The following is a 14,381-nucleotide window of genomic DNA, read 5'->3' as shown; positions in this document are numbered from 1 at the left end:
ATACCGTTCATCTGCCCCTAGTTGCTCAATTCAGACTAATCAAACGGGATTTATACCGTTCATTTACTGCTAGTCGCTCAATTCAAACTAATCTACGGGATTTATACCGTTGATCTGCCCCTAGTTGCTCAATTCAGACTAATCTGCGGGATTTATACCGTTCATTCGCCGCTAGTCGCTCAATTCAATCATATCTACGGCATTTATACCATTCATCTGCTGCAACTCGCACAATTCAGCCTAATCTACGGGATTTATACCGATCATCTGCCGCTAGTCGCTCCACTCAGACTAATCTACGGGATTTATACCGCTCATTCGCCACTAGTTGCTCGATTCAGCCTAATCTACGGGATTTATACCGCTCATTCGCCGCTAGTCGCTTAATTCTGACCAATCAACGGGATTTATACCGTTCATTTGCCGCTAGTCGCTCGATTCAGCCTAATCTACGGGATTTATACCGTTCATTTGCTGCAACTCGCACAATTCAGACTAATCTACGGGATTTATACCGCTCATCTGCTAGCAAATCGCTTAATTAATCAAATCTACGGGATTTATACCGTTCATCTGCCGCTAGTCGCTCCATTCAGACTAATCTACGGGATTTATACCGTTCATTCGCCGCTAGTTGCTTGATTCAGCCTAATCTACGGGATTTATACCGTTCATTCGCCGCTAGTCGCTCAATTCAATCATATCTACGGGATTTATACCGTTCATCTGCCGCTAGTCGCTCCATTCAGACTAATCTACGGGATTTATACCGTTCATTCGCCGCTAGTCGCACAATTCAATCATATCTACGGGATTTATACCTCTTTAAGACACAAAAAAACCTCCTGAATATCAGAAGGTTTTAAGTAGATGTTACAAAGAAATCCCGGAAATAATCAAATCCCAAACGGAGGCGAAATCCTGATCAATCGTAGCCGACTGCCACTCTATAGCATGTGCTGGATGGTGATACCGCGAAGTAGCATTAAAAATTGCTCTAGCCGTTACCACTGGTTCAACCACTCTATACTCTTTGGATTGTATGCCTTTTTCAATAATGCCTGCGATTTGCCCAATTAATTGATCTACGTGTAGGGTAATCATATCCACCGCTTCTAAAGTTACAGCTGCATACATAGCAAACATTTCGGCATCATCCACAGCATAGGTGCGTTTACTACGAATCAGCGTATCCATCCATAATCGGAGCTGCTCTTTGGCATTCCCATCAAAATGCTCTGAAATATTCTTTAAAGGCTCTGAAATATTATACTGCAACCATCTTTCGGTTACGGCTTCTCGCAAAGCAGATTTACTGGAAAAATGTCTATACAACGTACCATGACTTACTTTAAGCACCTTCGCTACATCTACAACAGAAGTCTTGTCCGGGCCAAAACGCCGGAGCACTTGTTCAGCCGCGTCCAAAATGTTTTCTTTTGATAATGGAAGATCATTCGACATATGTATTCCCCTCGCTCTATCTCTGGTGGTAATTATCATAGCATATTATGTTCAAAAACGAACTGACAATATTACCACTTTGTCATTCGTTAAATCATTATCAGTATATACTCGCACCCAATTATTAAACTTAGGTCCCAGTTTAGTATCTTATTCTCCGTAGCCCCGTACTACATGAATTCGGACTGAGGAGCCCTTATTTTCAAAAATCACCGTAATTCGCCATGCTATCGGACTCCAATGCGGCTATTCACCCAAATCCCCACCTTTTCGGCATTCTAATGTGCTAATAAGAGCTATGCAGTCCGAAAAGTTAGCCAAACACGCTAAATTGAGCAAATAGCTGCAATACGGTCCGTTACGATGAAGCAGCCCAATATCTAGCAATCCACCTTCTGCTAACCTACGATTTCACCAAAAAACCTCCTTGATCTCTCAAGAAGGCGGGGAATATCAGCTGCTTTTTTGCTCAATCCGATCTAGTCTCGTTCTAACAAACTTACCGACATTCGCAATCGCTTGCTGCGCCTCTGGCAGCATATAAGCTAAAAAGTGAAAGACACTCCACATGTTCTCCCATATTTCCAGTTCTACATGAACATCCGCAGCTTGTGCTCGTTCAGCCAACCTCGTTGCATCACTTAACAATACCTCGTGGTCGCCTACTTGAACAAGTAAATCAGGTAATCCCTGCAAATCCAACCTTAAGGGAGATAATATAGGAGCTAGTTCTGTCCGAGCACCTAAATAAACATCAATTATTCGTTTATTTCCGTCTATGCTGCCTGTTGGATCAAACTCCGCTCGGCTCAGATACGATTCACCATCCAAATGGACGAGATCTGTATGCGGCGAGATTAAAAAAGCACCCGCCGGCAATTCCCCACCCGCATCCCGTATAGTAATCAACGTCATCAGCGCAAGGCTGGCTCCAACAGAATCCCCTCCAAGCACGACATTCCCGGCAGAATATCCATTCGCGAGCAGCCACAGATAAGCGTCTATACAATCTTCATTAGCAGCCGGATAAGTAAACTCTGGTGCCAAGCGATATTCAATGATTAGGATCTTCGTGCCACTAGATTTTGCAATTCGTGTAACCAGATCCCGATAAAATTCACAAGTCCCCGAAATAAAACCCCCACCGTGGAAATAAAGGATCACTTCATCAGCGGGTGGAGCAGAATTCACAGGAATAATCCACTCTCCGCTTAAGGGTCCAATCATGACCCGCTCGACGATAACATCCGTAGGACTGGGCATGTTCGCAGCCGTCGCATCCATCTCCTGCCGTATTTGCCCGATAGACTTGCTATCCCATCGGTTGCTTTGTCGCAAATAATCTTTGATCGCTGCAAGCTGCTCTGTACTTGTCTTTTCCATCTCGTAAATCCCTCCTACAATTTTTTTCAACTCAGATTGTAAAGGCTGTAGGAGACTACAAGGTCAAGTTAAGAATCCATTTTTAGGATTTCGAGCGTGGACTGTACGCCTGGATGTTTATCTGTGGTTAACAAATTTTTTCTCAAATCTGCGAGGGCTGTTAGTTTTATTTCCTGTTTTGCAATTTCGCCTCGAACTCGATCCATTTTCTTATCCACAACAGTTACAAAATCAGCTATGCTAATGCCGCTGCTTTCAGATTTAGTGAGTGCCTTCTTGATTTCCTTTAAAGTGAAACCACACAGTTTAGCATTATGTATAAAAACAAGTCGGCTAAGCACCTCATCCGAATAAAGACGATAACCAGCTTCCGAACGTAAGGGAGTGCTAATTAATCCGAGCTCTTCATAATATCTTAACGTCTCCATATTCACATTCGCCATTTTGGCAATTTGGCCTCGCAAGTACTCTGTCATAATCAGCGCCCCCTTAGAATCCCCTACATTATACCAAATCCAGAGACTGCAGAGGACATCAAAAGGACATCAAAGGGACATCAAAAGAACGTCAACAACTACCCAAACTCCTTTTTAAAAACTCCTTATTTACGCACAAAAAAAACGACATTTCTGCCGTTTTCTCATCAATCATTTCCCAATTCACTATACTTCACTTCGAACTGCATTTTTCTGTATAAGCGAAATCTGTCCGGCATGAATGCCTGTATGATACATAAGTCTGCCTATCGCTTCAAGCGGTGTAGATGTGCCAAAAGCCGACTCCACACTCACATGCCACACTTCTTCCGGAAGCTCCTGCATCGCAGCAGTTAGATTCTCATTGGAAACAGTCAGCAGATCAACGAGTTCATTCAATGTAGAATATGCCGCCTTGTCGCCTTGAGGATTAGGTCTTCCAAAAAAACACTCTGCGAACATAAACTCAACTTCTGCATTATGCTGAATTAATCCCCCAATCGTAGAGTTCCCTAGCTTAAGGTTAAGATCCTCTTCCGGCAAAGTCTTCACCATTTTATGAAATCGCGTTTGCACCGCTTGCCAGATTGGCAACACTGAAGTGAAAGCCATAGATTATTTGCTCCCTTGTACAGTGGCTTCTTCGTCTTTTTTCTTGTCGATCACCACATGGTTGAACAGGTTCGCATCTACGTCGATGTCAAAGGCCAAGCCAAAACCAACAACATAACGCCCTTGGAGAAGGGTCAATTCAAACAATGAAAAATCCAATCCACGCAGCAAATTCACCATTGCCGCCCCATGATCAGCATTAAACAATTCAAAGATCTCCTCATGCCCGTCATTCCCGATATTGCTTGATGTGCAATTCCACCGCACACGTTCCGTTGCAAATTTATTATTCGTCGCAGACTCATCTGCAATTAGAAGCGCATCTACAAAATCGTTATTTTCCATATATCTGTAATGCTCGGCGATCTTACTAATGTAGATATACAGCTTGCCTTCATGCTTAACAAAAGGAGCATAGCTGATAAAAGGTTTTCCTTCGTCATCAATCAAGCTCAAAATCAGATTTTTACGATTCGCAATAAATTGCAAATAGTTTTCTTTATTTTTTTCAACATCTACAGGCTTCTTCATTATAAAATCCCTCCATTAATAGGTTATGTAATCTAGCCACGAATCTAGCGAACGGTACTTAGCAAATGAATACGAGGTTTCGTCTCTGTAGGAACATATTGAACTTCGGCATCCATTCGGTATATATCCCGGATCATATCGGTTGTCATAACTTCATTTGGTGTCCCATACATCGCTTTTTCACCCGCCTGCACCACAACAATACTATCACTATAGGTAGAGGCTTGATTGAGGTCATGCAACACCATCACGACGGTCATCCCCATGTCTTGATTTAGCTCACGTACTAACTCAAGAACTTCATGCTGATGCGAAATATCCAAGTAAGTGGTCGGTTCGTCAAGCAACATAACCAAAGGACGCTGCGCCAAGGCCATAGCAATCCAAGCACGCTGTGATTCACCACCGGATAACGAGGAAACGGCTCGATCCTTATAATCCTTTAAATGTGTCTTCTCCAGTGCCCAGTCGACAATGTCCATATCCTCATGATTTAATTTTTCGAACCATTTTTTATGTGGATACCTTCCATAGGAGACGAGATCGATCACAGTCATATCATTAGGTGCTTGGTTCTTCTGGCTCAGCATACACATTTTTCGAGCGACTTGTTTGGCAGTCATAGACTTTAGATCCGTACCATCGAGTGTGACCGCACCCGTATGATATGGAATTAGCCGTGATACCGCCTTAAGCAATGTAGATTTACCTGAGCCGTTTGGTCCTATAATCGAGACGATTTCACCCTTTTTTACGGAAAAAGAGAAGTTGTTAATAATGTTTTTCTGCTCATACCGAATCGAAATAGAATCGACAGTAAACATGTTAGAACGCCTTCTTTCTCATCAGGTATAGAAAATAAGGTCCACCGATCACCGCCATAAGGATACCCGCAGGAATATCTAAAGGTGCAAATAGGGTACGTCCACCTGTATCTGCTATCAACAATACCAATGCACCAAGTCCCATACTCATCGGCAAAAGAAATTTATAGTCTGAACCCACCAACAATCGAGCCATATGTGGCACAACAAGCCCTACAAAGCCAATCATCCCAATAGCCGCTACAGAGATAGCCGCTAGAAATACTGCCAGCAAGGAAAGTAGAATACGAATTCGGTCCACATTTTCACCTAAATTCGAAGCTACCTGATCCCCTAAACGTATAATATTCGCCTTGCGGATCGCGAAAAAGGATAAGATCCAGCCTGCTATGGCATACGGGAAAACCATCATCAAGGCATTGTTCCCTTTAGCAGCCAGACTGCCGTTTAACCATTGGACCGCTGCCGGAAGTCTGTCGCTGTACATGATGGTCAGGAGTCCTATTAATCCCCCGCAAAGAGCATTCACAGCAACTCCTGATAAAATAATAGTGATGGGCGAAATACCGGTTCTTCTCCACGCTAATGCATATACAATCCCTGCAGCAATTAGTCCACCCACAAAAGCCGCAATTGGAATGAACTCCGTATATTGTGGGGCTGCAAGCATAATGACAAGCACACATGCAGCCGCTCCACTCGTTACACCGGTCAATCCTGGATCAGCAAGTGGGTTGCCCATCACGGCTTGCAGAAGAGCACCTGAAACCGCGATATTTGCCCCAATGATCATCGCCAGTAATACACGCGGCAAACGAATATCCCATATGATGGTCGCATTCACCGCTTTTGCCGCTGAACCAAAGATCGTGCTTAGGATGTCTGGTATAGGAATGTATACTGAGCCTAGTCCAATCGCAATTATAGCGGCAACGAGCGCAAGTGCTAACGTTACAATAACAATAATTCTGCTACGAGATGTATTTATCACTTGCTGTCTCCTTTAATTATTCATAGAAGTATTTTGCAATTTCGGTTAAGGCTGTCTCCGCGTTAATAATCGAAGTGACACCGAATACGCTGTAATCTAGAATGTTGATTTTGTTATTTGCATAAGCCGAAAGCTTTGTCCAAGTTTCATTTTTCTCTATTTCTTTTTTGAACTTATCCTCAGTCGCTCCGTGATCGCCTGAAGCGAGTACGAGAATGATGTCTGGATCAGCGGCTACAATGTTCTCCATATTGATAGGTGAGTAAGTGTCAGTAACTTGCAATACAGAAGTTGCGATGTTATCAGCACCAAGCTTTTTAACCAAGCTACCTAAATAAGATTTCTCACTCATGACCATAAAGGAATCTGCGGTTCCGATTACTAGCAGCACGCTTGGCAGTTCTTTGCCTTCGGCTAATTGAATCAGCTCATTTTCTTTGTTCAAAATCTTTGTTAAAGCAGCATTCATTTCATCTTTTTTATTAAAATAAGTGCCTAATACTTTGAGACTAAGCTTTAGATCCTCGAATGATTCTGTTCTCAAATATGCTTTTTGTAGGTCGATTCCTTCTAGCGATTTGTCCAACGTGCTGCGAAGAGATTCCGCTCCCAGCAGCAAGTCCGGTTCGAGTTTGGTTACTACCTCCAGATCCGGCGCCATAGGTGATCCAATACGATCAATTGTTTCGAAATCAGCAGGGATTGGATTCGTTGAAGTTGGTACACCTACCGGTGTTATGCCGAGCAAATAAAGCATTTCTGTTAACGGTACAGAAGTTGTTACAATACGCTCCGGTACTGTGGCTGGGAATTGGCTTAACGCTTCGTTGAACAATGCTTCATCTACACCATCATTCTCCAGACTGTACACCTTGCCGGCAGCTTCCGCTGTATTTGCTACTTCTGTTGTTTTTGCTGCATTTGCTTCTTTCGATTCATTAGCAGTTGTATTCGTTACCGCTTCATTTTTTGGATTGTCCGCTGTATTTGTAGACGAACATGCAGTCATTGCCGTAAGCGCTGCAATAACCAGTAGTACTAATATTTTTTTCAAAATCTATCCCTCCAAATATGTATATTTATACGTTTCATGTAGTGATAATGATTTTCATTTTCACTTATCGATTCCTATGATAATCGTTATCAATGAGAAGTGTCAAGAATTTTATTTTAATTTTAAATAAGAGGGAATCTCATTATTGTCCGTTGAAGCCAACTAGCATTTCTAATAAAAAAGCCACGCCCTATGGGCGTGACTTCAAATAGTGGTGTATGAAATCCAAGCGTTAGTCAGTAGCTCCCGTATTTAATATCCCATAATGAATAAGGTCTACAAACTCATTCTCTTTATAAATATGCTGTAACAAAACGCCTTCTTTCAGCATGCCAGATTTTTGCATAACTCGTCCCGAACCAGGATTTGAAGCAAAGAATCTGGCGTACACTTTGTGATAATGTTTTTCTGTAAAAGCAAAATTAATGACCGCTTTTGTTGCTTCTGTAGCATATCCATTACCCCAGTGTTCCTCGCCTATCCAATATCCAAGCTCGCCATTTCTGTGTGTCCGGTTATTTCTCAAACCTATAGCACCATACAGTTCGTTTGTATTATTATCAGTAATAGCGAATTCATATGAATTATCATTATTGAACTCAACTTCATGTGTTTCAATCCATGATAATGCACAATCAATAGGGTATGGATAAGGTAGAGTTAATGTACTTTTGTAAACATTATAATTATTGCAGAGCTCACTGACACGCTGTGCATCAGACAATGCAAAAGGTCTTAAAATCAATCTTTCAGTAGTAATTGTTCTCTTCTCTGAATTGTACAATGGTGTCCCCCCCGTTAAACTAATTATTATAAAACAAATACAAGCCAGATAAACAGAAAACTTGGCCACCACTGCTTGCCCGCTTTCACAAACAGCCAGCCAAATATCAAAGAAAAAGCAGTAATATACAAGCCGCTTTGCAGACCATGCGTCAAATGACCTAATCCCCAAGTCAGCATTAAACCTATTCCCCCATAAGGAAGAGAAGGATTCTTAAACCATACTTCTCCTGCACGCTGCATTAGCGCAACCAATAGTACAACTAGTACAGCTTCCACAATGTAATATATGTTTTGAACCAAGGCAACCCATATGCCCATAAAACCATGTTCTAACTTGAAGTTTTCATATTCTCTATAAATCTGTGGAATGCTCTCCCCATTAATCCAAAATTCCAACACAGCGAACAAAAAGCTTGATATAAAAGCTACAATTAACAAAGGAATGACCTTAGAGCTCCAACACAAAGATATAACCGGTCCAATCAACTTCCTCTTCCTGAACCAAAGTAGAAACATCATAGCTCCTACTGCCCACAATAGGGTAACTATGCTCCAATGAACAACTAGTACGTACCAAGGGCTGACAAAAAAGTCGTCTATATTAAACAAATCCCCCCATAACCATTGATCTAATCCCATGATGAACATATCCATTCCTAACATTAAAAATATAAGCAGTCCTAATAAAAAATATTGAATACCTGATATATTCCCTTTTTCTTTCACGAAACCTCTCACCCGCCTTATATATTGTCCATTTTTGTACTATATTCCCAAAATTATGATGCTGAAAGTATGGCATCCCCCCATTCTGTTTGTCTGTAACAAATCACTCACTTGAATCAAAGTTAGAAAAATAAAAAAACAGCATGCATCGATATAAAATCGACGCATGCTGTTTACTTGACCTGGCTTGTCCAAACTAGAATCTAGCCACAAAAAATTCGCGGTCTGCGGGAACGTTAAAGCTTCTTATAGTAGCTCCACTCTCATCTCTTAAAGTGAGAAGATAAGGTACCGATGTTAAGGTACTAATTGTTGGGAATCTAACTACACCAAATTCGTCAAAATCAGCAGTAACCGTTGTAGTTCCAGCTCTCAATGAAGCTGTCCACCCCGTAGTATCTTTAGGTGTACCCGTTGCATTTGTACCAATAGCAACAACAATGAATCTATCCAGAGTCTGTCTAATTCTCCGTTTCTTTCTTGTAGCAGCTGCTTTCGCTTTTTTAGCCGCGAGAACTTTGCTAGCCATAACAGCTTGCTTGTTAACTGGTTTTTTAATCATTGCCATTTATTTCACCACTTTCTTTTTAGGATACGTTAGTAAATGCAAGAATCGTAAGATTTGACCTCTCTTTCACCTACAAATCTGAAAATATGTTAAACCCTAGTTTCATAGTTTCGTGTCCACTAGCTCTGCAGTGCATATAATACCTTCAAGAGGTGATTCATTACTAATGAACGGTCAAAAATGGCTAGAGCAATATCATTCGAAAATGCACCATTCCTTGAGAAAAAGAGTTCAACGTTCCTATTATCCAGGACATAAAGCGAATACCATTCCAGTTATCATTAAATTCAAACAAAAAATAACTACAGCCCAGCTACAGTCTTTACAAAAGCATTTAAAATCCCACGACCTTCCGATCAGACATCATCTTCACCTGCTCAATTTGATATCATCCAAAGTTTCAAAAAGCTGCTTGAACCGGATGTGCCGCTGGGATGGAATCGAGAAAATTTATTTGGATCAAGTCAAAAAAACATCCCTTAATATAGCCACACCATCCATTGGTTCTACAACCGCTCAAAAGAAAAAGGGGCTTACCGGAAAAGGAATAAACATTGCGATTCTTGATACAGGGGTGTATCGTCACCCTGACCTGTTTCGCCCTGTTAACCGTATAGTTGCTTTTAAAGATTTTATCAATCATAGAAAACAGCCCTATGACGATAACGGCCATGGAACTCATATCGCAGGGGATGCAGCAGGCAACGGATGGATGAGTAAAGGAAAATACAAAAGCCCTGCTCCAGAGGCAGGGATAGTAGGTGTCAAAGTACTAGATAAAAATGGCGATGGATATGACTCCACAATCATTAAAGGAATTGAATGGTGTATTGCGAATCGGAGAAGACTTAATCTTCGTATTCTTTCGATGTCGTTCGGGGGTAAGGTGAATCTTCCTTGTTCAGATGATCCACTCTGCCAAGCTGTAGAAAAAGCAATTAAAGCCGGACTTAACGTTGTAATAGCTGCTGGAAACAGCGGCCCGGGACGCAGTACGATCGAATCTCCAGGGATTAGTCCTTCAGCAATTACTGTCGGTGCAGTGGATGACCGTCGCACGCTCACACAAGCGGACGACCGAATCACTTGGTTCTCCAGTCGCGGACCCGCACCGGGAGGAAGGAAGAAACCAGATCTCGTTGCTCCAGGCGAGACGATCATCTCCCTTCGTGCTCCACGATCCAAGCTGGATCGCGAGCTTCCTTATTTGCGGATAGCTAAAGATTACTTTGTGCTGTCCGGTACCAGTGTCTCAACACCTATCGTCTCGGGTGTGATCGCGCAATTACTCCAGAAGAACCCTTCTCTTACGCCTAAGCAAGTAAAATCCATACTAAAAAAGAACACGTATCGCCTTAAACTAAGTCCTAACACAGCAGGATGCGGTGAGATCAATGCGCGGTTTTTATCGTAAATCCGCTTCTTTTTTAAAGGCAGTAATGACGGAAACCGACAAGTCCTCTGTAAATACACCTGTAGGTTCTATTTCTAATAAAGCTGATTTCATATCATCTTCAAAACGTTCTAAGTTATCTCTAAATAATCGCTTAGAAGCATAAGACGTAGAATACAAATTTCCTAGTATCGAATCAACAGTCCAAGTGATGGAATAACTCGGTAATACCTGTCTTTTAACGTCTTTAAAACTGGATCGCTTTACAACATCCTCATGTCTTTCTTGGGGATGTTTATATGTACTTTTTCCGGCTATTCTTTCGTCACCCAACCAGCGTTTCACTACTTCCTCTACCTTTTGTTGCCAAGGTAACGGTTCTTGTTGTTCATTAAAAGTATCAATTACAGCAATACCACCGTTATCATCTAAACTATGATAGAGAACTTCAAGTATGGATTCTCGGTCCATCCAGTGAAACGCCTTAGCCATCATGATGAGACGAAAGGAACCCCAGTCATTGAATAGTTCTTCCGCTCTCCCCTGTTGCCAGCTAACATTCTCAACCCTGTTGTACTGTGATAACAGCTTTGCTTCATCTAGCATCTCTAGTTCAGTATCTACGCCAATGATTTCTTCGAACCAATCCGTAAACCTTAGCGCTAACTGCCCAGTACCACAACCTAAGTCCAGCAACCGGCCCTCTCCGTGAAGTGAGAATTTGTCCACTAGATATCGAATCAGTGAGGACGGATATAGCGGGCGATATCTGGTGTAATAGCTTGCAGTATCTTTGAACAGATCCGGACCATAATCATTCATAGCTGAACTCCCCCTTCTTTTTTACCAAGGACAAAATCATAGCAGATATGTTGTGCAAATAAAAGGCTATCCAGAGCATTCTGGGCAGCCTTTATTTATGTGGATACAGCCCAAAATAATTAAAAATATTGACAATTAACTTCGTTGCATATATGGTTAATTACATAACTAACTAACCAATGAAGTTGGCGGTGAATACATGGGAAACTTAATGGATGATACACGACCGATATTTATGCAGATCGCCGAACGAATAGAAAATGACATCATCGAAGAAACACTGCTGGAGGAATCACAAGTTCCTTCGACAAATCAGTTTGCTGTTTTCTACCAGATCAATCCGGCTACAGCTGCGAAAGGTGTGAATTTGCTTGTGGATCAAGGGATATTGTACAAAAAACGAGGAATCGGTATGTTTGTAGCTTCTGGAGCGCGTGCAGTATTAATGGAGAAGAGAAAAGAACAATTTTATGAACAGTATGTAGTAACCATGATCCGTGAAGCTGAAAAATTAGGAATTACGTTGGATCAATTAACAATTATGATTCAGAGGGGAGACAACAAGTCATGAATGAAGTTGTTGAAATCAAAGGATTGACTAAGTCATACGGAAATGTCACTGCCATTCATGAACTCAGTTTTTCTTTGGAGAAAAACAAGATATACGGGCTTCTCGGCAGAAACGGTGCAGGAAAAACCACAATAATGCATATGATCACAGCTCAGCTTTTCCCCACAAGTGGTGTCCTGAACGTATTTGGTGAACATCCGTACGAGAATAACCGGGTTCTCAGGCAGATTTGCTTCATTAAGGAAAGCCAAAGGTATCCGGACACGTACCGAATCATCGATGTACTGGAGGTATCCGAATTATTTTTTCCAAACTTTGATCGGGAATATGCTCACTCTTTAATCAAGGATTTCAATCTGCCATTAAAAAGAAGAATAAAAAAGCTATCCCGAGGTATGCTCTCGGCTGTAGGAATTGTAGTAGGTCTAGCCAGCCGTGCCCCGCTTACCATTTTTGACGAACCCTATTTAGGACTTGATGCTGTAGCTAGAAGCCTGTTTTACGATCGCCTAATTGAAGATTATGCTGAAAATCCACGCACAGTTGTTTTGTCCACCCATTTGATCGATGAGGTAAGTCAGCTTTTAGAGCATGTTATCGTCATCGACAACGGCAAGCTAATTATTAACGAAGATGCTGAAGCCCTTCGCGGGCAAGCTGTTAAGGTAATCGGCGCGACAGCGAAGATCGAAGATTTTATCGCCGGCAAACAAGTCATTTCCCGCGAGTCTTTTGGCGGATTGCTTACGGCCACCATTATCGGTTTCAACGCGAAAGATCACGCACATGCTGAAAAGTTAGGCTTAGAGATCTCACCTGTATCTTTACAGCAATTAATCGTTCATCTCACAAATAAAAAAACTCTAGGAAAGGAAGTGACCGTGTAATGAATCCTACGGCAGGCATGATAAAAATGCATTTCAGAGATAAGTGGTTATGGTTGTATATGCCTTGGGTAATCTTGTTATCCAGCTTCTTGGTGAATGTCATCGTCGCTTCTTTCATCCAAGAACCAATCTATACCGGCGGTCTCGTCTCCATCTTCATTTATATGTTAATCACCGGTATACTCATTTTGGTGCAGACCTTCCCTTTTGCTCTGGGCTTAAGCCAACGCAGAACGGATTATTTCATAGGCACTTCCTTAATGGCTATTATAACTAGCGCCACCTACTCAATTCTCCTCTACCTGCTCGCAATCATTGAAAGCAAGCTCACGGGTGGCTGGGGTTTGGAACTACATTATTTTCATTTGCCTTTTTTAAATGATGGTAATGCCATAGAACAGCTGTGGATGTATTTTGTGCTCTTTCTTAATATGTTTTTTCTGGGGCTAATGATATCCAGCATCTTCCGGAGATTTGGCCGAAGCGGTTTGTTCATTTTCTCAGGGGCTATGTTTATCCTGTGCAGTCTCGGTGTATTGTTAATGACCTATAATCAGTGGTGGGTAGACCTCTTCAACTGGTTTGCTGGATATACCGCATTTGAACTTGCCTTGTGGTCCATGCCTTTGACAGTTGTGTACGCTCTTTTATCGTTTTTGATGCTGCGTAGAGCAACAGTATAATTCATTATCCTATAAAAAAACAGGTGTGTCCCAAAAGCCATGCCGGGTGCACCTGTTTTCTTTCGTGTCTTAGACTTTGATCTAGACAACAAACTTTATTGGATTCGAGCATAGTTGCGCGTGCGATGGTACTATCGGATTCTGCGGGGCGAGTAGCTTAGAAGCAAACACAGTGTCGCTATTGCAGATATCGACGGGTCAAAACACAGATTAGTATTTCGCTAATTAGCGCGTCCGAAGGCTCTATCGGACTCCGCTGACCTTATTCGTGGCTTTAGAGCATATTGGATTCTATCGGATCCAGCTGACCTTATTCGTGGCTTTAGAGCACATTTGGATTTTATCGAGCCAGCTGACCTTTTTCGTGGTTTTAGAGCACATTTGGATTCTATCGGACCCAGCTGACCTTATTCGTGGTTTTAGAGCACATTTGGATTCCTATCGGACCCCACAGTCGCTATTGGTATAAAAAATGCCTAATTCGTTCCTTTTTCCATGCAATAGCTGCACTGGGGTCCGATACTACGCTCAAAAGGCGATAAATGAGCAAATAGCTTCATCAGGGTCCGTTAGCCTCAGGTGATGATGACGACTCCGCGGGGCGAGTAGC

General features: G+C 42.0%; 17 protein-coding genes. 5 read left to right on the top strand and 12 right to left on the bottom strand.

Annotation, left to right across the window (positions count from 1 at the left end; translation table 11 throughout):
- Nucleotides 1–420 precede the first annotated feature (420 nt).
- Nucleotides 421–642, top strand: coding sequence for a hypothetical protein (locus NST94_RS10465; protein WP_280752727.1), 222 nt, complete (start codon nt 421–423; stop codon nt 640–642).
- A gap of 231 nt (nt 643–873) precedes the next feature.
- On the opposite strand, the gene NST94_RS10460 is transcribed toward NST94_RS10465, so the two are convergent.
- The 11 genes from NST94_RS10460 to NST94_RS10410 form a co-directional block, all read right to left on the bottom strand.
- Nucleotides 874–1,464, bottom strand: coding sequence for a TetR family transcriptional regulator (locus NST94_RS10460; RefSeq protein ID WP_076186459.1), 591 nt, complete (start codon nt 1,462–1,464; stop codon nt 874–876).
- A 453-nt stretch (nt 1,465–1,917) separates the two neighbouring features.
- Complete coding sequence (locus NST94_RS10455; RefSeq protein ID WP_081383122.1) at nt 1,918–2,847, bottom strand: alpha/beta hydrolase; 930 nt, start codon at nt 2,845–2,847, stop codon at nt 1,918–1,920.
- A gap of 68 nt (nt 2,848–2,915) precedes the next feature.
- A complete protein-coding gene (locus NST94_RS10450) occupies nt 2,916–3,323 on the bottom strand; it encodes a MerR family transcriptional regulator (protein ID WP_076195026.1) in 408 nt (135 codons plus the stop codon).
- Between the two features lie 186 nt (nt 3,324–3,509).
- Nucleotides 3,510–3,935 carry a DinB family protein gene (locus tag NST94_RS10445; protein ID WP_076301192.1) on the bottom strand — a complete coding sequence of 142 codons (426 nt, stop codon included), beginning with the start codon at nt 3,933–3,935 and terminating at the stop codon, nt 3,510–3,512.
- Nucleotides 3,936–3,938: 3 nt separating this feature from the next.
- The gene (locus NST94_RS10440; protein WP_076301193.1) at nt 3,939–4,466 is read right to left on the bottom strand and encodes a pyridoxamine 5'-phosphate oxidase family protein; all 528 of its coding nucleotides are present in this window, start codon (nt 4,464–4,466) and stop codon (nt 3,939–3,941) included.
- 44 nt (nt 4,467–4,510) lie between these two features.
- Nucleotides 4,511–5,290, bottom strand: a complete 780-nt coding sequence (locus NST94_RS10435) for an ABC transporter ATP-binding protein (protein WP_076301194.1) — start codon at nt 5,288–5,290, stop codon at nt 4,511–4,513.
- A gap of 1 nt (nt 5,291) precedes the next feature.
- Complete coding sequence (locus NST94_RS10430; RefSeq protein WP_051491618.1) at nt 5,292–6,281, bottom strand: iron ABC transporter permease; 990 nt, start codon at nt 6,279–6,281, stop codon at nt 5,292–5,294.
- Between the two features lie 16 nt (nt 6,282–6,297).
- Entirely contained in the window at nt 6,298–7,335 is a 1,038-nt protein-coding gene (locus NST94_RS10425) for an ABC transporter substrate-binding protein (protein WP_081383123.1), read from the bottom strand.
- A 232-nt stretch (nt 7,336–7,567) separates the two neighbouring features.
- A complete protein-coding gene (locus NST94_RS10420; protein WP_076301195.1) occupies nt 7,568–8,119 on the bottom strand; it encodes a GNAT family N-acetyltransferase in 552 nt (183 codons plus the stop codon).
- 26 nt (nt 8,120–8,145) lie between these two features.
- Nucleotides 8,146–8,847, bottom strand: coding sequence for a hypothetical protein (locus NST94_RS10415; protein WP_076301196.1), 702 nt, complete (start codon nt 8,845–8,847; stop codon nt 8,146–8,148).
- A 196-nt stretch (nt 8,848–9,043) separates the two neighbouring features.
- Nucleotides 9,044–9,415, bottom strand: a complete 372-nt coding sequence (locus tag NST94_RS10410) for a hypothetical protein (RefSeq protein WP_081383124.1) — start codon at nt 9,413–9,415, stop codon at nt 9,044–9,046.
- 166 nt (nt 9,416–9,581) lie between these two features.
- Here NST94_RS10410 and NST94_RS10405 point away from each other — a divergent pair, with 166 nt between their 5' ends.
- Nucleotides 9,582–10,829 carry a S8 family peptidase gene (locus tag NST94_RS10405; RefSeq protein ID WP_076301197.1) on the top strand — a complete coding sequence of 416 codons (1,248 nt, stop codon included), beginning with the start codon at nt 9,582–9,584 and terminating at the stop codon, nt 10,827–10,829.
- On the opposite strand, the gene NST94_RS10400 is transcribed toward NST94_RS10405, so the two are convergent.
- The gene (locus NST94_RS10400; protein ID WP_076129969.1) at nt 10,821–11,630 is read right to left on the bottom strand and encodes a class I SAM-dependent methyltransferase; all 810 of its coding nucleotides are present in this window, start codon (nt 11,628–11,630) and stop codon (nt 10,821–10,823) included. The two genes, NST94_RS10405 and NST94_RS10400, sit on opposite strands and share 9 nt — an antisense overlap.
- Before the next feature lie 199 nt (nt 11,631–11,829).
- Between NST94_RS10400 and NST94_RS10395 the strand changes: the two genes are divergently transcribed.
- The 3 genes from NST94_RS10395 to NST94_RS10385 are packed head-to-tail and all read left to right on the top strand — an operon-like array spanning nt 11,830 to nt 13,771.
- Complete coding sequence (locus NST94_RS10395) at nt 11,830–12,201, top strand: GntR family transcriptional regulator (RefSeq protein WP_036689422.1); 372 nt, start codon at nt 11,830–11,832, stop codon at nt 12,199–12,201.
- Nucleotides 12,198–13,088 (top strand): ABC transporter ATP-binding protein, encoded by an 891-nt coding sequence (locus NST94_RS10390; RefSeq protein WP_339281930.1) that lies wholly within the window; start codon nt 12,198–12,200, stop codon nt 13,086–13,088. Before NST94_RS10395 ends, NST94_RS10390 begins: the two co-directional genes overlap by 4 nt.
- The gene (locus tag NST94_RS10385) at nt 13,088–13,771 is read left to right on the top strand and encodes a hypothetical protein (protein WP_076277473.1); all 684 of its coding nucleotides are present in this window, start codon (nt 13,088–13,090) and stop codon (nt 13,769–13,771) included. The genes NST94_RS10390 and NST94_RS10385 overlap by 1 nt, the downstream gene beginning before the upstream one ends.
- Nucleotides 13,772–14,381: the final 610 nt, after the last annotated feature.

The organism is Paenibacillus sp. FSL H8-0282 (assembly GCF_037963825.1).
Lineage (GTDB): Bacteria > Bacillota > Bacilli > Paenibacillales > Paenibacillaceae > Paenibacillus_AQ > Paenibacillus_AQ odorifer.
This window is presented reverse-complemented; position numbering and strand designations above follow the sequence as displayed.

What these genes read in the sequence shown, in the direction of transcription:
- NST94_RS10395 (WP_036689422.1), top strand. Translation starts at nt 11,830, where the DNA reads ATGGGAAACTTAATGGATGATACACGACCGATATTTATGCAGATCGCC.
- NST94_RS10445 (WP_076301192.1), bottom strand. Translation starts at nt 3,935, where the DNA reads ATGGCTTTCACTTCAGTGTTGCCAATCTGGCAAGCGGTGCAAACGCGA.
- NST94_RS10460 (WP_076186459.1), bottom strand. Translation starts at nt 1,464, where the DNA reads ATGTCGAATGATCTTCCATTATCAAAAGAAAACATTTTGGACGCGGCT.
- NST94_RS10410 (WP_081383124.1), bottom strand. Translation starts at nt 9,415, where the DNA reads ATGGCAATGATTAAAAAACCAGTTAACAAGCAAGCTGTTATGGCTAGC.
- NST94_RS10400 (WP_076129969.1), bottom strand. Translation starts at nt 11,630, where the DNA reads ATGAATGATTATGGTCCGGATCTGTTCAAAGATACTGCAAGCTATTAC.
- NST94_RS10435 (WP_076301194.1), bottom strand. Translation starts at nt 5,290, where the DNA reads ATGTTTACTGTCGATTCTATTTCGATTCGGTATGAGCAGAAAAACATT.
- NST94_RS10455 (WP_081383122.1), bottom strand. Translation starts at nt 2,847, where the DNA reads ATGGAAAAGACAAGTACAGAGCAGCTTGCAGCGATCAAAGATTATTTG.
- NST94_RS10405 (WP_076301197.1), top strand. Translation starts at nt 9,582, where the DNA reads ATGAACGGTCAAAAATGGCTAGAGCAATATCATTCGAAAATGCACCAT.
- NST94_RS10450 (WP_076195026.1), bottom strand. Translation starts at nt 3,323, where the DNA reads ATGACAGAGTACTTGCGAGGCCAAATTGCCAAAATGGCGAATGTGAAT.
- NST94_RS10440 (WP_076301193.1), bottom strand. Translation starts at nt 4,466, where the DNA reads ATGAAGAAGCCTGTAGATGTTGAAAAAAATAAAGAAAACTATTTGCAA.
- NST94_RS10390 (WP_339281930.1), top strand. Translation starts at nt 12,198, where the DNA reads ATGAATGAAGTTGTTGAAATCAAAGGATTGACTAAGTCATACGGAAAT.
- NST94_RS10385 (WP_076277473.1), top strand. Translation starts at nt 13,088, where the DNA reads ATGAATCCTACGGCAGGCATGATAAAAATGCATTTCAGAGATAAGTGG.